Genomic DNA, 18,155 nt, shown 5'->3' with positions numbered 1-18,155 from the left:
GATGCCGGAAGACCGCCTCCACGCCGCACAAGCCACCACAGCCTCCGAGCGCACTCCCGACCTTCCCGCCGCACCCGCTTACGGGCACCGGTCAATCGCCGAAGTCCTCACCAGCGCCGCAGCCAGCCTTGGCATGGAGGGCTTCACCAATACTTTGGGACTTCCGGCCGCCTCACGGGTCTGCGTGGTCCTCGCCGACGGTCTGGGCAGGAACCTGCTGAAGCAAAAGGCGGCCCACACGCCCTTCCTGCGCTCGGTGATGCAGGCCGGGCAGGGTGACGTCCCTGTGTGGCTGGATTCCGCCTTCCCTTCCACCACCGCGGCCGCATTGTCCAGCTTCGGGACCGGACTGCCTGCGGGCCAGCACGGCATGGTGGGCTACGACGTCCTGGACCCTGACCAGGACAAGGTGGTCAACCTGCTGGGCAACTGGGATCCGGGCGTGGACCCGTCCCTCTGGCAGCCGTTCCCCACGGTGTTCGAACGGATCGCCGGACACGTGGATGTGAGCACCGTCAGCCTCCCCCAGTTCGACGGCTCGCCCATGACCCGGGCTGCCCTCCGCGGCGGCAGGTTCATCGCCGGAACCACCGCCCACGCGCGGACTGCCGCGGCTGCCGAGGCAATGGCGGCCGCCGGCCCGTCCCTCATGTACTTCTACATGAACGAGCTGGACAAGGCGGGCCATCGCTACGGCTGCCGTTCCGAGCAATGGGAACACCAGCTGGAAGAGCTCGATGCCACGGTGAAGCGGCTCAACTCCTCCCTTCCGGCCGGCACCACGATTCTGCTCACCGCAGACCACGGAATGCTGGACGTCCCTGGACCGCAGCGGATCGATTTCTCCGCCCACCCGGAGCTGGTGGACGGCGTCCGCCATACTGCCGGCGAGCCGCGGATGGTGCACCTGTACCTGGAAGAGACGCACCTGGAGGCCACTGCAGGAGGCCGGGAACGGCTGCTCGCTGCCTGGAAGGCGCGGTTCGGTGGCCGGGTGTGGGCCTTCACGCGCGAGGAAGCCGTTGCCGGGGGACTCTTTGGCGACGTCCGGCCCGCTGTTGAAGGCAGGATCGGCGACGTGATGATTGCGGCCCGTGACGCCGTCGCGCTGTACGACGGCCGGAGGATGCGCCCTACCGCCATGGAGGTGGTGGGCCAGCACGGCTCGCTGACGAAATCCGAGCGGGAGGTCCCGCTGCTCTGCTTCGCGGCCGAAGGAAGGAACCGCCGGCGTGGCTGAACTCATCTTCTTCTCCGGCACCATGGACTGCGGAAAATCCACCCTGGCCCTGCAGATGGACTACAACCACCGGGTCCGCGGCCGTGGTGGCGTGCGCTTCAGCCGCAACGACCGCGCCGGTGAATCCCGGATCTCAAGCCGCCTGGGCCTGGAGACGGACGCGGTGGAGGTGCTGGACAGCACCGACTTCTGGGAGGAAGTCATGTTCCGCCGCACCCAGGGCCTGCGTGTCGACTACCTGATCTGCGACGAGGCCCAGTTCTACACTCCCGGGCAGGTGGAACAGCTGGCCAAAGTGGTGGACGAAATCGACGTCGACGTCTTCGCCTTCGGCATTACCGCCGACTTCCGCACCCGGCTGTTCCCGGGTTCACAACGGCTCATCGAGCTTGCCGACCGGGTACAGGTGCTCCAGGTGGAGGCGCTGTGCTGGTGCGGGCGCCGCGCCACGCACAACGCCAGGACGGTCGACGGCGTCATGGTCACCGAGGGCGCCCAGGTGGTGGTTGGCGACGTGGACATGGTGGTTGAGGCTGCCGCCGCCCCAGAGGCCGGCCACGTGCCCGTGGTGGGTTACGAGACGTTGTGCCGGCGCCACTTCATGCGGCGGGTGACGGCACACGGCGCAAGCCTGATGGCCCAGCAGGACCAGTTGCTGCCGTTCGAGGTGGATGCCTGCCTCTGGCGGGGTTCAGGCGGGCCCGGCGACGGCCGAGGGACATAGGCGAAAAGCGAAGGAGCCCCTGGACACGGTCTTTCGCGTGGCCGACTCTACCCACCATGGCACTTCGGGAGAATGTCAGACCCCCTTGTCATGATGGGTTTATGGGGAAAGCGGCGGTGGCGAAGGCGTTTGGGGATATTCGTGCTGCTCTTGCTGTGTTGAATGCGGAGGCGGACGGGGCGGGTGAGGCGTTTTCGGAGGCTGATCCGTTGGCGGGGTTGGCGGATGGGTGCCTGGATATTCTTGCCGGTGCGCGGCAGGTGGAGGCCGGGTTCGCGGGGTTGAAGGCGAAGACTGCGGTGAAGTACGCGGACACTGCTTCTGCTGTGGCCCCTTTGGATGTGCCGGTGGTGGCGCAGGAGATGGCGGTCGCGGCGGAGATCGGGTGCGTGTTGGCTCTCGGGCCAAGGGCTGCGGGTTCGTTTCTGGCCACCTCCCACGCCCTGACGTCCGGTTTGCCGCGGACCCTGGCTGCCTTGTTTGCCGGGGACCTGTCGTGGCAGCACGCGGTGGTCATGGCCGATGAGGCCGCCACCCTGGACCCGGCCGGGGCGGCGGCGTTGGAGGCGCACTTTTTGGACCCGGACGCGCCGGATCCTGCGCGGGGGTGCCCGGTGGGGGAGATGCCGGCGCACCGGTTCAGGGCCAAGGCCCGGATCTGGCGGGAACGCCATCACGCCGGGAGCATCGAAAAACGCCACGCCAAAGGACTCGCGGACCGGCGGGTGGAGTACCGGCCGGACCAGGACGGGATGGCCTGGCTCTCGGCGTACCTGCCCGCGGACCAGGCCCTGGCCGGCTGGAACCGGCTCACCGCTATCGCCCGCGGCCTGCAAGGCCCTGACGAACCGCGCACCATGCCCCAACTCAGGGCCGATAAGTTCGCTGCAGCGATTCTCAGCAGCGGCACCACCCACGGAAGCGGTACCTGCAGCACCGCTGCCCCTGCCGGTGCCGGGCCCGGTGGAAGCGGCGCCACCGCCGGTGCCGGGCAGGATTACCCGTCGTCGCCGGTCCGGGCCCAGGTGCTGGTTACGGTTCCGGTGTTTTCCCTGCTGGGGTTGACGGATGAACCGGCGGTGCTGGATGGGTTCGGTCCGATCCCGCCGTCGATGGCGCGGGCGCTGGTGGCGGACGGGGCGGGGTCGTTCTACCGGGTGCTGGTGGACCCGCGGGACGGGGCGCCGCTGGAGATCGGCCGGAAAAGCTACCGGGTCACGGGCGCGATGCGGGCGTGGCTGCGGATGCGGGACGGCAAGTGCCCGTTCCCCGGCTGCAGCAACACCTCCCTGGACAACCACGCCGACCACATTCTCGCCTGGCACCACGGCGGGAGCACCGGGATCTCGAACCTGGGACAACCCTGCCCCAAGCACCACAGACTCCGGCACACCACCGGCTGGAAACCCACCCCGGCCACCAAGAACGAACCACCCGGCTGGATCTCACCCACCGGGCGGCACTACACAAGCGAACACCAGGACTGGGAACCAACCCACTGGCCACCCGGGTCCCTGCCCGGCGCACGAAGCCTCCTCGAAGAAGCACTCCTTCAGCACCTCGCTTCCTGACTCTGGTCGGTGCTTTCCCGTGCGCGTCACAACCTCTGATTGAAGGTGGCTTTTATGGGGCGTTCCTGGCGAGGCACCAGCAAGAGTGGCCCACTGAGCGTTTGTCCTTGTTTCTCGAAGATCACTTGACAATCGAAAGAGCTCGAGGGCAAGACCGGGACTGATCGACAGCGTAGGCTCCCGCTATGGAGCGTCGAAAAGTACTTCTGCTTGGATTGGCTGCGGCTGCCGCCTTGCTGGTAAGTACCCTCGTCGTCGGCAGCATGGCAGGTGAAAACCGAGCATGTCCAGCAATGGGTTGGGCATTTGTCGGTGATGTAGAACTGTCCTTTTCCACCCCGCCGGAATCGGTGTCGGCCTGTTTCGGCGAGGGCTGCACTCCTCAGCCGCTGACCAAAAACGCGGAGGGTAAATGGCTGGTGCCGCAATCCCCGCCCTACCTGACTCCGCCAGTCAGCATCACCTCGATCTATGTGGACGCCCGCACTTCTTCTGGGAAACGACTAACCAGAGCCCTGGCTATAGAAGCGGAATCAACCGGGGAATACCCCTTCGGACGTGAGTGCGGGGGACCTTTTAGGTTCAAGCCAGTACAAGTGGTCCCCGCCTAACACTTGAGGTCCCCCGGGGGTTCCCTAAACGGGACTACCCGCCGCCCTCACTTCCGCTGTCCGCAGTTGGGCTCCAATTCGGTGTGACTCCCAGCGACAAGTGGCGTTCTTATCACGGCGCTATTTGTCACCTCGGCGGCATTGGTGTTGCTCGTTGGATGGCGCGGTAGACCGTAGAGCGAGCGATGCCGAATAACCAAAGCTCTCAAAATCCCAGGAGTCGCCAGCCCCGGGGGGAAGAGCTTGCCTACAGGATCATGAGGATCGTAGATCCTGCCGCCAAGGTTGAGGGCAACGCCCATGCGGGTGAGCTCGTCCGCGATGTCTCTGGCGTCGGGCAGTGATCGGGCAGGCGACCACGTTCACCACGAGCGTGTCACCCTTGCGGCAAACGGTCAGGGCCTTGCCAAGGCCGGCGCGTTCGCCCTGGGTGCCGGTGAATCCGTGGTCGACGTAGATAGTGTCGGGATCCACGCCGGCGGCCGCGGGAGCGTTCCGCTGGGCAGTGAGATCCTGAGTGCTGGCGGAGACTCGGACTGTGACTTTCAGCGATAAATGGCGGCATTTTTGCAGCGCTATTTGGCGCACTGTGCAGTTCGCAAGGGGATCCTTATCCGGGCGTTGAATCAGCCCGGTGATTCGTCGCGGCGGCAGTGCCTTCCGCGTCCTTTGATCCCAAAGCATCGAAGAACAGCGGCTACGCTTGGCGGGTGAAAATTCGAGCCGTCCTATTCGATCTGGACAACACTCTCTTCGATCATCCAGCATCTGCCCGTGCCGGATTGGACGCTTTCCTTCAATATCTTGAAACGGAGCGTTCCGACGAACTGACACGTTGGTGGTTTGAAATCGAGGAAGTCAATTACAACCGGTTTCTCACCAAGGAACTCTCTTTCCAGGAACAGCGCCGTGAGCGGCTCCGCCATTTTCTCCCGTTAGCCGGGCTTACAGTCCCCCAAACGAACACGCGAATAGACGAACTATTCACCACCTACCTCCAGAACTACGAGGAAGCCTGGACGGCGTTTCCAGACGCGGCACCCGCGCTGCAGGGCCTCCGGGCCATCGGCATGCCGGTGGGCGTCATCACCAACGGGAACCACGACCAGCAAACGTCGAAGATCAACAGAATAGGACTCGAACCACTCCTAGACCGGATTTTCACCTCCGAACTCACAAACCACGCCAAACCGGCACAAGAAGCCTTCATGGAGCCCTGCCGAAGCATGAACGTATCGCCGGCCGAGACCCTTTACGTCGGAGACAGCTACAGGGTCGATATCGAAGGAGCCCGGAACGCGGGGCTACAAGCCCTCCACCTCAACCGCGAAGGCACAAGGCGTCAGGGGACTATCCAAAGCCTCGCGGAATTGCCTCCACGCCTTATCGAAGGCACCCTCTAGGGTGGCCGGTGCGTAGGCGCAATCATTCCGAGGAAACACGACTCCCGGCCTTACTTTGCGGACCATAGGACTCCCTGGAAACGCCCGTACGCCGATCCTTCTACGGGACGTCTGTGTGCCCCGATGGTGCCTTCGATGGTTCGGGCGACTTGGTGGACCAGTGGAATGGGTTGCAACAATGGGGCATGCCTTCGCACAATTTTCCAATCAGGCGAGTGGCCGAAGACCCTGCCCACCATCTCGACCGCCGCCGGTGGCCGGGTGTCCTGGCCCCTGTCGCGCAGGTTCTGGACCACGGACTCGACCTAACGTCGGCAACGATCTTCGTTGGCGAAAACGGGTCGGGTAAATCCACGCTCGTGGAAGCTATCGCGCTGGCCTATGGCTTATCTCCGGAAGGCGGATCGACAGGCGCCCGGCACAGCACCAGATCTACCGAATCCGTTCTCGCCGATCACCTGCAACTCGTCCGAAACGCTGGCGCCTCACGACGGGGTTATTTCCTGCGTGCGGAAACCATGCACGGTTTTTTCACCTACCTTGAGAAGAACCCGAGCACATCGGGTCCGGACATCTCATTCCACGACATGTCACACGGAGAATCGTTCCTGGAACTGGCCGTGGGTCGTTTCCGGGGACGCAGATTATGGGTTCTCGACGAACCGGAGTCGGCGCTCTCCTTCGCGGGATGCCTTAGCCTCCTGGCGGTCCTGAAAGACCTCCTTGCCGAAGGCTCCCAAGTCATCATGTCCACCCACTCCCCGGTCCTCGCAGCCCTCCCGGGTGCGCAGATTCTCGAAGTCGGCCCGTGGGGACTCCGCCAGCGGACTTGGTCCGACCTCGACCTGATTTCCAACTGGCGATCGTTCTTGGACTCGCCAGAGAGATACCTGCGTCATCTGTAGGGACTTCGTGAACTGCGGGAGGCTTTTGCCCTGTTCTGGTAGCGATGAGATGACAGTTGGCGCTGATGTCGTTTTCTTTCCAGAACTGGATCAGGTGCTGCTCTGTGGGTGCTTCCACAACAGGGTCGACAGTTGCGTCCTGGCCGTTTGCGTGGAGCCGCGCACGGTAGATGCCCTTCTCGTCACCAGCTATGCTGCCCACGACTTGTGTCTTCCAATCCATTGGTGTGTTGAAGTACGCCTGCCCGGCGGGCAACGTTAGGGAAACTTCGTGGATGTCCTCCCAACCAAGAGACGCTGCTTCCGGACGTTCTTTCAAGACCTCCACCGTCGGCTCAATCGGTCCTGAATGCACCCCGGTGAGAACCAGAGGCAGCCTCAGCGGTTTCGGTCCCTCGGCCCGCATTGGAGCTTGCAGTGCCCGCTGCAGGATCTGCCGGAGGAGGAGGCTCGACAACGAAATCCACCGCGTGGCCAGATGCATGCATGAGAAGAATGGCTGACTGGATCACCAACTCGGCCTAACCTGGCGCGTGAGCGTCCCGTTGCAGAATCCTTCACCGGGCGGCCGTCTGTCGTGATGGCCGTGGCCGGCCATCTGAATCCCGTCCTAGGGAAGTATCGTGATGGGCTCCTGCGGCATTGCGCAGGAAGAGAGTGTGAAGGCAGGGGCTTCTGCATGGGCTCGGTTGTTCCGGCCCGTGTCGTCGCACCAGTCGATGTCATATGGGTATGCGGCAATGGAGCCCTCTCCTGCCGCGGCTTCGGCGGGTATTTTGAAGGTAAACGCGAAACCGCCGGCATTGTTCATCGGGGCTGTCGCATCGATGACTTTGCCACCGCTGAAGTCTGTCACGGTGATTTTGATGCGGGCGTTCTCCCCATAGCGTGGATTGCACTGCGCGTCGGAGGCCGACACAGTCACCACCTCACCAGTCCTGGCACTGGAAGGATTGGCCGAGAACTTAGGGGGAAAGCATGGCGGCTCGCCTTGGGAAGAGGAGCTGCAGCTTGCTACGGCAACCGCCGGGAGCACGGCAATCAGACTGATCGTCAAGAATGATCGGACCATGGATATTCGCTGCCATACCCGGCGCATGCCTACCCCCTTGTTCGCGGACAAGTACCCCAACGCTGGCGAGCCCGAACACTACGCCGCATATCTCCTGAATTCCGATGGCCTCGAACGACAGCTCGTTGCCACCGCCTAGGAATGCCGTCTCAGTCCGAACGCCCGCTCAGGGGGATTCGGGGTCGGTGAATTGCTGTTAGGCCACTCGACGGTAGCGGATGTGCGTTGCCAGCGGCGAGTGGAGCACCTCAACAGGTTCGAAACCGAAGGATTCAATTCCGTCAAAGATGCGCTCACCTGAACCGAGCAGGACCGGTGCAATATCGAGGGTGAGTTCGTCGATCACGCCGGCGGTCAGCGCCTGCCGGACAGTGGAGGCTCCACCGGCTATATCCACACCGTTGTCCCCGGCGGCCTCCCGGGCTGCGGCGTAGGCGGCATCGAAGCCATCGGTGATGAAGTGGAAGGTTGTCCCGCCCTCCATCTCGATCGGGTCATGGGCATGATGGGTCAGAACGAACACAGGGGCGTGATACGGAGGCTCGGGCCCCCACCATCCGCTCCATTCCTCGTTCCACTCCCCGCGGATGGGGCCATACATGTTCCGACCCATTACGTAGGCGCCCCGCGGGCGCATGAGCCATCCGGTCGCCACGTTGTTGGCGTCGTTGGCCCGGGGATCGCCAATATGCCAACGGTGCAGCTCCAGCCCGCGAATACCTAGAGGGTTGTCCCGGCTCTGGTCCGGCCCGGCAACGAAGCCGTCCAGTGAGATCGACATATGGCAGGTTGTGTCCGGCACTGCGAACCTCCCGGGTAGTTGCGACGTGCCCGCGGCGGTGCGGGCATCCAGGCAGCTGACCAACCGGCCGAAGACCTGTAGGGAGGACACTAATGGAGTCTGACCCGACTAACAACGGTTGAGCCGCCAGGCCTGCCGCTGCCCGGAGCGGGTCACAGTCCTCCCGCGCGGGCCAGGCCGCTTCTAGTCGCTCCGAGTGCCGAAAACGATCTCGTCCCAGGACGGCACGCTGGACCGTTTAGGCCTTGCAGGCCGTTCCGGCGCCTCGGTTTCGGGAAGCTGTCCGGTCGAGGGGGATGAATCGTCCTGCTTGGATGCCGGGCGGCGGGGATTGCTGCCCAGAAGCTCATCCAACCCGGCGTTGCCGGAATTTCCGGACCCTGCCCCCGGAGCGGAACCGGAGGGTTTCTGCGGGGACGCCGCAATGGTGATTTCCCTCGTGTCGGTGCTGACGCCGTCGTGAAGCCGCAGCGCATCGTCATTGCTGTCCCGGTGCGGCGGAAGGATGCTGAGCCCTGAAAGCATGGACGGCCTTGCATCCTTTCGCCTGATGAAGGAACCGCCCTGCGCCGCCGGTGCATCCGGCTGGTCATCCTGCGGTTCAGGCTCCCCGGCCTCCGTTTCAGCGGTCACCTCGGAGGGGCGGGGGTGGGCAGCCGGCACGCCATGCGTGAGCAGCAGCGCCAGTGCGTCGTCCGAATCCTCGTCCAAGCCCAGCCGCTGGCCGCGTCGTGACCGGAGCATGTCCAGGAGGCCGTCGGATTCCTTGCCGGCATCCTGGCCAGGTCCTCCCGGGCCGCCGGAGGAAGTCTTGGATGCATCCGCGTCAGTCTCGAAATCAAAGGGGCGGTCCGATACCGCGGTGAGCCGGCGGGCAGGAACGGGCCCGTCCAGCGGCTCAAGTTCGCTCAGCTGCTGCGCCCAGCGGTTGGTGTTCTGCAGTGACTTTCGTCCGGGGTTGAAGGTCCAGAGCGCGGGAGGTTCTTCTCCGATCCCGGAGGTGCCGCCGGGCTTGGCCTCGAAACTTGCCGAGACAGTCCACGTTCCGTCCTGGCGCCGCCACGAGTCCCATTCCACCGTTGTGGGGTCGATCCCGTGGGCGGACAGGCGGTGGGCCACCATGTCGGCCAGCGTTGCCGGGTTGTCACCGAAAGCGGACCGGTAGACGTCATGGCCGGGGGAGGGCGCCGCGACTTCAACTTTCCGCGCCTGCTGGGCAACGTATTCACGCTCCGCCAGGACGGGTCCCTCGTAGCGCTCCACCTTGGCCAGCGGCATTCCGGACAACTCGGCGACGTCCGCAGCAGTGGCGCCGGCACGAATCCGTGCCTGGATGTCCCTTGGGGACATCGGAACGGCAGGCCTTTCCGCCCGCGGCCTAGCCGTGGACCGGCTGGCCGTCCTGAGGGCCTCGTCGATCGGCAGCTGGAACATCTCGCCGCCGGCCCCGCTCAACAGGAGATGCGTCCCGTCGTCGTGCACGCCTACAAGCCGTAGATCCTGCATACAAATCCTCCACCCTGGCATTACTATCAACCGAAACTCTGCCACTCGACGCCGGGGATTTGGCTCAAGGAACAGGGCGCGCCGTGATTTTCCGCCGGAACCGGGCCGAAAGATGGGTGAGCGGGCCCCGCGCCGGTAACCAGTCAGTGCTATCTGCGGCCGCAGGGCAGGACTGCGCGGCCCAAGGCCAGGCGCAGCGGCAGTGTCAGCGCCGGGCCAGGGCAGCCGTCAGCTGGTCCGGATGGCGGGTGGAGGCAAGCCAGTAGGGGGTTCGGTCAGCCGGGTCCGTGATCTCGATCTTCACGACGGGATCGATCCAGCCGCGGATGCAAAGGTAGGCGAGCCCGTTGAGCCGGGTGCCCCGCTCCGCCGTCGCTTCGCCTGAACTGAAGTGCTGCACGGCGCCGACGAAACGGCGTTCAATGGTGGCCCTTCCAACGGTAAGGGTGTCCGGCGTCACCGTGATGGCCGGCGTGGAAAGAATTAGCAGGACAGCCATGATGGCGAAGAGGACCAACGCTGCCGTGTAGCCAGCCGCCATGCTGATAGGGGCGAAAACCAGGATGCCCGCTGCGGAGACGCCGGCCGCGATGATCCAGATCCAGGCGTTGGGCCACAGCTTCTCCCTGTAGATAACAGGTGCCCCGGCAGGGGGCGTGCTGGGAACGGACGCGGGCGAGCTTGATTCGGGCATAAGGCCAAGCTTTCCACCTTTGGCCGGCTATTTCACCTTGGGACCGGCTCGCTCTCCGGGCCTCCCTAGGACTGATTTGGGCGCGCGGGTTAGAGTGAGTGACTGTGACTGATCATCCCGCCACGGTAGACCTCGTCCCGGACGCAGCATCGCCCGCCCCTACCCTCCAGGTCCAGTTGAAGATGCTGGATCCGGAGCTCGAGGCGCCTTCCTACGCACACCCGGGCGACGCCGGCGCAGACCTCCGTGCCCGCGAGGACGTGGTCCTGTTGCCCGGTGAGCGCAGACTGGTCCCCACAGGCGTCGCCATCGCACTTCCCGACGGGTTCGTGGCGCTGATCCACCCCCGGTCCGGCCTGGCCACCAAGCACGGACTGACGATCGTCAATGCTCCCGGCACCGTTGATGCGGGCTACCGGGGCGAGATCTCCGTAACCCTGCTGAACACCGATTCGTCCCAGCCGATAGAGCTGCGGCGCGGCGATAGAATTGCCCAAATGGTCATCCAGCGGGTGGAGTATGCCCAATTCATTCCCGTCAGCGAACTGGACGGATCCGTGCGCGGCACGGGCGGCTTCGGCTCCACCGGCGGGTTCAACATCCCCGGAGCCTGACCCCGGGCTGCACCCGCTGCCACGCCAGCACGCACGACGGCGGGACCTCCAAGGTTCCACCGGCAGGTTCCAGAACTGGCATCTTTCAGAATTAAGGAGTCACCCATGGCCTTTGGGTTCGGCAGGAAAGCAAAGAAGGACGAGCCGGCGGAGCCGGCCGAAGAACTCACGCTGGTGGAGGGCGAAGAAAGCGGCTCCGCCACTGCCGCCCGCCGCCAGGACGGCCCCTTTGACGAGGCCGAGATCAGCAGCCGCGACGGCTTTGTGGACCTGGGCGCCTTGCTTATCACGCCGAGCGAGGGCCTTCAGCTCCGCCTCGAAGTGGAAGAGGCAACACAGCGGGTAGTGGCAGTAACCCTGGACCTGAACGGCTCCAGCCTTCAGTTGCAGGCCTTCGCGGCCCCCAAGACTGAGACGCTGTGGGGCCAGATCCGCGAACAGATCGGCCAGTCGGTCGGCGCGCAGGGCGGCCAGGTTGAAGAGGTGGAAGGGGCCTTCGGTACCGAACTGGTGGCCAAGCTGCCCGCCGGGCTTCCGGACGGGAGCCAGGGCTACCGTGTGGCCCGCTTCATCGGTGTGGACGGTCCCCGCTGGTTCCTGCGCGGCGTCCTGGGCGGACCCGCGGCGCTGGAACGCCCCGCCGCTGAACCGCTCGAGGCCCTGTTCCGGCAGGTTGTCGTGGTCCGCGGCGACAGCCCGATGCCGCCGCGCGACCTTTTGCAGCTGAGGCTGCCCAAGGACGCCTCCGCCACTCCTCCGCCCGCCGCGCCCACTTTGGAGGAGCCCGAACGTGGTCCCGAAATTACCCAGCTCGGCTGAGGCCCCCGACAACAATCCTGTGCGTGCGTCCGCTGGAATCACCCCACTGGGGCAACTGCCGGACCGGGGAAGGGTCAGGTGCCAGGGGCACGTTGAATCAGTGACCTTCGTTCCCGCCGATCGGACCCCTGAATTCAGCGCCATCGTTTCCGCGGACGACGCCGAACGTCCCGCTCCGGGGCCCGGCCGGGTCAGGCGGCCGCGGCTCCGCGTCGTCTGGCTGGGCCGCCACCGGGTACCGGGCATCGAAGCCGGCGCGCGGATCCGGGTCGAGGGGATGCTGGCCCGCGGCAAAGACATGCCCACCATATTCAATCCGCGCTACGAGATACTGTCCCGCCAGGAGAACGAATGACCGCCCAAGAGCCCGAACAGCCATCCGGCCCTGCAGATTCCGGCGGACAGCAGCAGGGCGGGCGGCAGGCTGCCGGCCAGAGCCCGGTTGCCGGCCTCGCCGCCCAATACGCCGCAAAGGCCGGGCTCCACCGCCGGCATGACGGGCAGGTGGACGTCCTGCGGAGCGCCGGGGGAGTGCAGGGCATTGCCGAGAGCATCGTGCCCGGCCTCGTATTCCTGGTGGCGTTCACCATCACCCGCGAGCTCACACTGTCCCTGGTGGCCGCCCTGGCATCGGCAGCCGTGTTCACCGTTGTCCGCCTGATGCAGCGGCGGCCCCTGACGCAGGCCCTGGCGGGTGTGGCCGGCGTCGGCATTTCCGCCTGGCTGGCCAATACCACCGGCAAAGCGGAAGACTTCTATCTTCCCGGCTTCTTCACCAACGCGGCCTACATTCTGGCGATGGTCCTCTCAATTGCCGTCAAGTGGCCCGTAGCCGGGCTCCTCTTCGGCTTTATCCGCAACGAGGGCCTGGAGTGGCGCAAGGAACCGGACCGGGTCAAGGCGTACCGCCTGGGTACCTGGATCATCGTGGCCGTCCTGGCGCTCCGGCTCATCGTGCAGGTGCCCCTCTACCTGATGGGCACCGACGGCCTGGCCGCCCTCGCCACCACCCGCCTCATCATGGGCGCACCGCTGTACATCCTCGGCGTCTGGGTGGCCTGGCTCCTGACCCGGCCTGCTCCGGCGGAACCTGTGGCCGGCACAAACCAGGCCACCTGAACCAAGCTTCCTGACAGCCGGGCCGCCTGACGCCCAAGCCGCGCGAAGCCCGGGCCACCTTATCCCAAGGGTGCGGCGGCGGACCTAGCCGTCGAAGCCGTCGTCGTCCTGAGCATGCCCGTGGCCGCCCGCGGTGGCCGGCTGGCCGCTGCCCGAAGGCTCCCCGCCGGTGTCGATGCTCCCCGGGGCCGAAGAGAGCAGCTCCCGAAGTCCGTCCTCAGCGGCGATGGTCGTGACGAAGAAAAGTTCGTCGCCGCCATCGATCACGTCGTCCCGGCTGGGGGCGATGGGCGCCTGGTCACGGAGGATCGCCACCAGTGTGGCGTCCTCCGGCCAGTGGATCTCGCCCACGGTCATGCCGATGACGTGGGAGTCATGGGGAACGGTGAACTCCACCAGTGATGCCACGCCGGTCTGCAGCGTCAGGAGCCGGACCAGATCGCCGATCTCCACTGCCTCTTCCACCAGGGCGGTCATCAGCTGCGGGGTGTTAACGGCGACGTCGACGCCCCATGAATCATTGAACATCCAGTCGTTCTTGGGGTTGTTCACCCGGCCCACGGTCCGGCCAACTCCAAACTCGGTCTTGGCCAGCAGTGACACCACCAGGTTGACTTTGTCATCACCCGTGGCGGAGACCACGACGTCGGCGTCCTCCACCTTGGCGCCCTGCAGCGTGGAGAGCTCGCACGCGTCACCCACCAGCCAATGCGCGCCCCGCAGGCCGCTGCGGCCGATCACCTCTGGTTTGAGGTCGATCAGGAGGATTTCGTGCTTATGCGCCAGCAGTTCCCGGGCGATGGACGATCCGACACTGCCGGCGCCGACGATAACGACTTTCACTGATACTCCTTGGCGGGGGCTTTGGCGAGGATCTGGGCCACCTGGGCGCTGCGGTCCACCGGCAGCATGGCGTGCACGGTGTCGCCGTCCTGGTAGGCGGTCCCTGCGTCAGGCAGCAGGCCCTCGCCGAACCGGGTGAGGTATGCGACGCGGACGTCGGCCGCTTTTTCGATGCTGCTGATGGTGTGTCCGATCCAGCCGGTGTCGAGGTCCAGTTCGGCCAGGACCAGGCGGCCGGAGGGTTCGCGGAAGTCCCCTGCGAGGTGCTGTTCGGGAAGGATGCGGCGCAGCACCTGGTCTGCGCTCCAACGGACGGCGGCCACCGTGGGAATGCCCAGGCGCTGGTAGATCTCCGCGCGGCCCGGGTCGTAGATCCTGGCGACGACATGCGGGACGTGAAAGGTTTCGCGGGCCACCCGGGTGGCCAGGATGTTGGAGTTGTCGCCGCTCGAGACGGCGGCGAAGGCGTAGGCCTCTCCGACCCCTGCCTGCTTGAGGGTTTCCCGGTCAAAGCCAACGCCGGTGACCTTCCGCCCGGTAAAGCCCTGGCGGAGCCGGCGGAACGCGCGGTCGTCCTGGTCGATGATGGCCACGGAATGCCCGGCATCCTCCAGCGTGTGCGCCAGCGTTGCCCCCACCCGGCCACATCCCATGATCACGAAATGCGCCACCGTATCTCCTCTATATGTAAGTCAGGATCGTGCAGCTAGAACTCTACCGGCATGGCCCCTGTGAGGCCTGGCCGCTGCCCGTCATGACATCGTCCGGGATTCAGACTAGCTTTGTGGGGTGTTGACAATACTGAACGCCGTCAAACGCGTGCTGGTGGGCAGGCCGTTCCGGAACGACCGTCTGGCCCATACCCTGCTTCCCAAGAAGATCGCACTGCCGATCTTCGCGTCCGACGCCCTTTCCTCCGTAGCCTACGCTCCGGACGAGATCCTCCTGACCCTTGCCCTGGCAGGCGTCAGCGCCGTGGCGATCTCGCCCCTGGTGGGCCTGGCCGTGATGGTGGTCCTGCTGACCGTCGTCGCCTCCTACCGGCAAAACGTCCACGCGTACCCGTCGGGCGGCGGCGACTACGAGATCGCCAACGTAAACCTCGGAAAGTACGCCGGCCTGACCGTGGCGTCAGCCCTCCTGGTGGACTACGTCCTGACGGTGGCCGTGTCCATGTCCTCGGCGGCCGCCTACCTGACCACCGCTGTACCGTCACTGCACGGTGAGCAGGCCGTCATCGCCACGATCGGCGTCGTCATCCTTGCCCTGGTCAACCTGCGGGGCATCAAGGAAGCGGGCAGCGTATTCGCTGTCCCCACGTATATCTTCATGGCGTCCATCCTGGGAATGACCGCGGTGGGCGTTTTCCAAGCCGCAACGGGGCAACTGGGGGAGGCACCGTCGGCGGCCTTCACCATCGTCCCGGCGGAGGGCTTCGACCAGGGCCTGGTGGGCCTGGCCGGTGCGTTCCTGCTGCTCCGGGCCTTCTCCTCCGGCGCCGCAGCGCTCACCGGCGTCGAAGCGATCAGCAACGGCGTCCCCAACTTCCGGCACCCCAAGAGCAGGAATGCGGCCACCACCCTGTTGCTCCTGGGCGTCATCGGCGCCGCGATGCTGGCCGGCATCATCTACTTGGCCAACGCCACCAAGGTCCACATCGTGCTGGATCCGGCCACGGAATTCCTGCTGAACGGCGAGCCGCTGCCGGAGGGCTACGTCCAAAACCCCGCCATCAGCCAGATCGCCCAGACCATCTTCGGTGCGGGATCCATTCCCTTCTATGTCGTGGTGGCCGCCACCGGCGTCATCCTGGTGTTCGCCTCCAACACGGCATTCAACGGGTTCCCGGTCCTGGGCTCCATCCTGGCCCAGGACGGCTACCTGCCCCGCCAGCTCCGGACCCGCGGCGACAGGCTCGCGTTCAGCAACGGTGTGCTTGCCCTCGCGGCGGGCGCCCTGGTGCTCATCATTTCGTTCGACGCGGACGTCACCAAGCTCATCCAGCTCTACATCGTGGGCGTCTTCATCTCCTTCACCCTCAGCCAGCTGGGCATGATCCGGCACTGGGGACGCGAACTGAAGCTCGCCAAGGACAAGGCCGTCCGGCGCCGGATGATGAAGTCGCGCACCATCAACAGCATCGGCTTCGGCATGACGGGGCTGGTGCTGGTCATCGTCCTCATCACCAAGTTCGAGCAGGGCGCCTGGATCGCCCTGCTGGCCATGTTCATCCTCTTCCTGATCATGTGGAGCATCCGGGCGCATTACGACAACGTGGCCAAGGAACTCGCTGTGGACGAGGACTCCTCACCCCGGGCCCTGCCTACCCGGGTGCACGCCGTCCTGCTGGTGTCGCACGTCCGCAAGCCTGTCCTGCGGGCGCTTGCCTATGCCCGCGCGTCGCGGCCTTCCAGGCTGGATGCCATCACGGTGGACATCGACGCGGAGGAAACGGCCCACACCATCGCCGACTGGGAGAAGCTCGAAATCCCGGTCCCGCTGACCGTCCTTGCCAGCCCCTACCGCGAGACGGTCACGCCCATCATGGACTACGTCAAGCAGATGCGCCTCGACTCCCCGCGGGACCTCATCGTGGTCTACATCCCGGAATACGTCGTGGGCAAGTGGTGGGAGCAGCTGGTGCACAACCAGACCGCCCTGCGGATCAAGACCCGCCTGCACTTCGAACCCGGAGTCATGGTGGCCAGCGTTCCCTGGCAGCTCAAATCATCCGAAGAAGCAAAGAACCTCCAGGACGTCCAGTGACCGCAAGAACTTCCACCACCCAGGCACCCGGTGCTGCCGGCCACGCCGGCGAAGAGGCCGTGCTCGACGTCGGGCCCGTAGCCCACGGCGGGCACTGCGTGGCGCGCCATGAAGGCCGGGTGGTCTTTGTCCGGCACGCCATTCCGGGAGAGAAGGTCCGGGTCAGGCTGACCGACGCAGGAGATGACGCCAAGTTCTGGCGGGCGGATGTCATCGAGGTGCTGGAGGCTTCCCCGGACCGCGTGGAGCACTTTTGGCGGCCCGCGGATTCCCTCCGGGCATGGAGCCACGGCCACCCGCCGGTAGGCGGTGCCGAGTTCGGCCACATGACGCTCACCAGGCAGCGCAGCCTGAAGTCGGACGTCCTCACCGAACAGCTCACCCGGCTGGCCGGCTTTGAGCAGGCGCCGCCTGCCTGGACCGGGAGCGTGGAAGCGGTGGGGGAAACGTACGACGGCGGCAGCGGCCTTGGGTGGCGTACGCGGGCCAGCTTTTCGGTCACCCCGGGCGGCAGGCTCGGGATGCACGCCCACCGCTCCAACCACATCGTTCCCGTGCGGGAGATGCCCCTGGCCAGCGACGCCATCAACGCCCTGCGCCTGTGGGACCTGGACCTGCAGGGCATCGACCGCGTGGAGGTGGCCGCTCCGGCCAACGGTTCCCGGCCCCTGGTGCTCCTGGCCCCGGCGCCCAACACCAAGGAGAAACGGCTGAGGGCAATCGCCGCTGAACTGCCGGGGGACGCCTCGGTGGCGGCCTTTGATCCGCTGACCGGCAACGTGACGCAGCTTCGGGGACGCACCTGGGTGCAGGAATCCGCCGTGGGCCATGATTACCGGGTCACAGGCGACGGCTTCTGGCAGATCCACCGCGACGCGCCCGGGACCCTTGTGGGGGCTGTCACAAAATTCCTGCAGCAGGGGGACTTCCTCCGTCCCGGTGCCGTGGTTGCCGACCTCTACGCGGGCGCGGGGCTCTTCACCGCGGTCCTGGCCGACGCCGTGGGGGAGACGGGGTCCGTGCTCTCCGTGGAAGGGGCGCCGGGGACCAGCCGCGACGCCCGGAAGAACCTGCACGCAGCAGCCCAGGTGGAGGTGGTCCAGGGCCGCGTGGAGCGGATCCTGCGCCAGAAACCGCGGGATTTCGACGCCCTTGTCCTTGACCCGCCGCGCGCCGGAGCCGGGAAAGCCGTCGTCGGCCAACTCGTTGCGTCGACGCCCCGGGCCATCGCGTACGTGTCCTGCGACCCGGCGTCGTTTGCCCGTGACCTGGGTTACTTCCGCCGCTCAGGATGGGACCTCGCCGGCCTGCGGGCCTTCGACCTGTACCCCCACACCCACCACCTCGAGACGGTGGCACTGCTGGTTCCGGGTCCATGATGCCGCCGGGGTTTTCGACTACGATGGCCGTAGTAGTCCCACGTCGCGCCCGAATTCTCGGCCGGCCGTGTGCAAATTTTCGGGCCC

The 18,155-nt window shown here is 65.7% G+C and carries 19 protein-coding genes; 12 read left to right on the top strand and 7 right to left on the bottom strand.

Annotated elements, in window-relative coordinates; genetic code table 11:
• Window position 1: 1 nt before the first annotated feature.
• The 4 genes from QFZ57_RS16560 (at window position 2) to QFZ57_RS16545 (ending at window position 4,146) form a co-directional block, all read left to right on the top strand.
• Complete coding sequence (locus QFZ57_RS16560) at window positions 2–1,240, top strand: alkaline phosphatase family protein (protein WP_306631605.1); 1,239 nt, start codon at window positions 2–4, stop codon at window positions 1,238–1,240.
• Complete coding sequence (locus QFZ57_RS16555; RefSeq protein ID WP_306900989.1) at window positions 1,233–1,964, top strand: thymidine kinase; 732 nt, start codon at window positions 1,233–1,235, stop codon at window positions 1,962–1,964. The genes QFZ57_RS16560 and QFZ57_RS16555 overlap by 8 nt, the downstream gene beginning before the upstream one ends.
• A 101-nt stretch (window positions 1,965–2,065) precedes the next feature.
• Window positions 2,066–3,535 carry an HNH endonuclease signature motif containing protein gene (locus QFZ57_RS16550; protein WP_306900988.1) on the top strand — a complete coding sequence of 490 codons (1,470 nt, stop codon included), beginning with the start codon at window positions 2,066–2,068 and terminating at the stop codon, window positions 3,533–3,535.
• 185 nt (window positions 3,536–3,720) lie between these two features.
• Window positions 3,721–4,146 carry a hypothetical protein gene (locus QFZ57_RS16545; RefSeq protein WP_306900987.1) on the top strand — a complete coding sequence of 142 codons (426 nt, stop codon included), beginning with the start codon at window positions 3,721–3,723 and terminating at the stop codon, window positions 4,144–4,146.
• A 255-nt stretch (window positions 4,147–4,401) separates the two neighbouring features.
• Here QFZ57_RS16545 and QFZ57_RS16540 read toward each other — a convergent pair whose 3' ends face one another.
• Window positions 4,402–4,830, bottom strand: coding sequence for a recombinase family protein (locus tag QFZ57_RS16540; RefSeq protein WP_306900986.1), 429 nt, complete (start codon window positions 4,828–4,830; stop codon window positions 4,402–4,404).
• A gap of 26 nt (window positions 4,831–4,856) precedes the next feature.
• Between QFZ57_RS16540 and QFZ57_RS16535 the strand changes: the two genes are divergently transcribed.
• Window positions 4,857–5,549: an HAD family hydrolase gene (locus QFZ57_RS16535; RefSeq protein ID WP_306900985.1), complete on the top strand. Its 693-nt coding sequence runs from the start codon at window positions 4,857–4,859 to the stop codon at window positions 5,547–5,549.
• Between the two features lie 185 nt (window positions 5,550–5,734).
• Window positions 5,735–6,454, top strand: a complete 720-nt coding sequence (locus QFZ57_RS16530) for an AAA family ATPase (RefSeq protein ID WP_306901605.1) — start codon at window positions 5,735–5,737, stop codon at window positions 6,452–6,454.
• Between the two features lie 610 nt (window positions 6,455–7,064).
• On the opposite strand, the gene QFZ57_RS16525 is transcribed toward QFZ57_RS16530, so the two are convergent.
• The 4 genes from QFZ57_RS16525 to QFZ57_RS16510 form a co-directional block, all read right to left on the bottom strand.
• Window positions 7,065–7,373 carry a hypothetical protein gene (locus QFZ57_RS16525; protein ID WP_306900984.1) on the bottom strand — a complete coding sequence of 103 codons (309 nt, stop codon included), beginning with the start codon at window positions 7,371–7,373 and terminating at the stop codon, window positions 7,065–7,067.
• Window positions 7,374–7,722: 349 nt separating this feature from the next.
• Window positions 7,723–8,307 (bottom strand): dihydrofolate reductase family protein, encoded by a 585-nt coding sequence (locus QFZ57_RS16520; RefSeq protein WP_306900983.1) that lies wholly within the window; start codon window positions 8,305–8,307, stop codon window positions 7,723–7,725.
• 204 nt (window positions 8,308–8,511) lie between these two features.
• Complete coding sequence (sepH, locus tag QFZ57_RS16515; RefSeq protein ID WP_306900982.1) at window positions 8,512–9,834, bottom strand: septation protein SepH; 1,323 nt, start codon at window positions 9,832–9,834, stop codon at window positions 8,512–8,514.
• Window positions 9,835–10,039: 205 nt separating this feature from the next.
• A complete protein-coding gene (locus QFZ57_RS16510; RefSeq protein ID WP_306631595.1) occupies window positions 10,040–10,528 on the bottom strand; it encodes a DUF3093 domain-containing protein in 489 nt (162 codons plus the stop codon).
• Window positions 10,529–10,632: 104 nt separating this feature from the next.
• Here QFZ57_RS16510 and dut point away from each other — a divergent pair, with 104 nt between their 5' ends.
• The 4 genes from dut to QFZ57_RS16490 all read left to right on the top strand — a co-directional run bounded on the left by dut (window position 10,633) and on the right by QFZ57_RS16490 (window position 13,080).
• Window positions 10,633–11,142, top strand: coding sequence for a dUTP diphosphatase (gene dut / locus QFZ57_RS16505; protein WP_306631594.1), 510 nt, complete (start codon window positions 10,633–10,635; stop codon window positions 11,140–11,142).
• A gap of 105 nt (window positions 11,143–11,247) precedes the next feature.
• Entirely contained in the window at window positions 11,248–11,961 is a 714-nt protein-coding gene (locus QFZ57_RS16500) for a DUF3710 domain-containing protein (RefSeq protein WP_306900980.1), read from the top strand.
• A gap of 100 nt (window positions 11,962–12,061) precedes the next feature.
• Window positions 12,062–12,316 (top strand): hypothetical protein, encoded by a 255-nt coding sequence (locus QFZ57_RS16495; protein ID WP_306631592.1) that lies wholly within the window; start codon window positions 12,062–12,064, stop codon window positions 12,314–12,316.
• Entirely contained in the window at window positions 12,313–13,080 is a 768-nt protein-coding gene (locus QFZ57_RS16490) for a DUF3159 domain-containing protein (RefSeq protein WP_306900978.1), read from the top strand. Before QFZ57_RS16495 ends, QFZ57_RS16490 begins: the two co-directional genes overlap by 4 nt.
• Before the next feature lie 84 nt (window positions 13,081–13,164).
• On the opposite strand, the gene QFZ57_RS16485 is transcribed toward QFZ57_RS16490, so the two are convergent.
• Complete coding sequence (locus tag QFZ57_RS16485; RefSeq protein WP_306631590.1) at window positions 13,165–13,923, bottom strand: potassium channel family protein; 759 nt, start codon at window positions 13,921–13,923, stop codon at window positions 13,165–13,167.
• Window positions 13,920–14,594 carry a potassium channel family protein gene (locus QFZ57_RS16480; RefSeq protein WP_306631589.1) on the bottom strand — a complete coding sequence of 225 codons (675 nt, stop codon included), beginning with the start codon at window positions 14,592–14,594 and terminating at the stop codon, window positions 13,920–13,922. The genes QFZ57_RS16485 and QFZ57_RS16480 overlap by 4 nt, the downstream gene beginning before the upstream one ends.
• 118 nt (window positions 14,595–14,712) lie before the next feature.
• Between QFZ57_RS16480 and QFZ57_RS16475 the strand changes: the two genes are divergently transcribed.
• Window positions 14,713–16,689, top strand: coding sequence for an APC family permease (locus QFZ57_RS16475; RefSeq protein WP_306631587.1), 1,977 nt, complete (start codon window positions 14,713–14,715; stop codon window positions 16,687–16,689).
• A complete protein-coding gene (locus tag QFZ57_RS16470; RefSeq protein WP_306900977.1) occupies window positions 16,686–18,068 on the top strand; it encodes a class I SAM-dependent RNA methyltransferase in 1,383 nt (460 codons plus the stop codon). The genes QFZ57_RS16475 and QFZ57_RS16470 overlap by 4 nt, the downstream gene beginning before the upstream one ends.
• The last annotated feature ends 87 nt before the right edge of the window (window positions 18,069–18,155 follow it).

It is taken from the genome of Arthrobacter sp. B1I2 (assembly GCF_030816485.1).
In the GTDB taxonomy this organism is placed as follows: Bacteria; Actinomycetota; Actinomycetes; order Actinomycetales; family Micrococcaceae; genus Arthrobacter.
The sequence above is the reverse complement of the archived record's forward strand: the minus strand, read 5'-3'. Positions and strand labels throughout refer to the sequence as shown.

Excerpts from the sequence above, each read along its gene's own strand:
- QFZ57_RS16560 (WP_306631605.1), top strand. The coding sequence starts at position 2 with ATGCCGGAAGACCGCCTCCACGCCGCACAAGCCACCACAGCCTCCGAG.
- QFZ57_RS16550 (WP_306900988.1), top strand. The coding sequence starts at position 2,066 with ATGGGGAAAGCGGCGGTGGCGAAGGCGTTTGGGGATATTCGTGCTGCT.
- QFZ57_RS16545 (WP_306900987.1), top strand. The coding sequence starts at position 3,721 with ATGGAGCGTCGAAAAGTACTTCTGCTTGGATTGGCTGCGGCTGCCGCC.
- QFZ57_RS16540 (WP_306900986.1), bottom strand. The coding sequence starts at position 4,830 with ATGCTTTGGGATCAAAGGACGCGGAAGGCACTGCCGCCGCGACGAATC.
- QFZ57_RS16530 (WP_306901605.1), top strand. The coding sequence starts at position 5,735 with ATGCCTTCGCACAATTTTCCAATCAGGCGAGTGGCCGAAGACCCTGCC.
- QFZ57_RS16520 (WP_306900983.1), bottom strand. The coding sequence starts at position 8,307 with ATGTCGATCTCACTGGACGGCTTCGTTGCCGGGCCGGACCAGAGCCGG.
- sepH (WP_306900982.1), bottom strand. The coding sequence starts at position 9,834 with ATGCAGGATCTACGGCTTGTAGGCGTGCACGACGACGGGACGCATCTC.
- QFZ57_RS16510 (WP_306631595.1), bottom strand. The coding sequence starts at position 10,528 with ATGCCCGAATCAAGCTCGCCCGCGTCCGTTCCCAGCACGCCCCCTGCC.
- QFZ57_RS16500 (WP_306900980.1), top strand. The coding sequence starts at position 11,248 with ATGGCCTTTGGGTTCGGCAGGAAAGCAAAGAAGGACGAGCCGGCGGAG.
- QFZ57_RS16490 (WP_306900978.1), top strand. The coding sequence starts at position 12,313 with ATGACCGCCCAAGAGCCCGAACAGCCATCCGGCCCTGCAGATTCCGGC.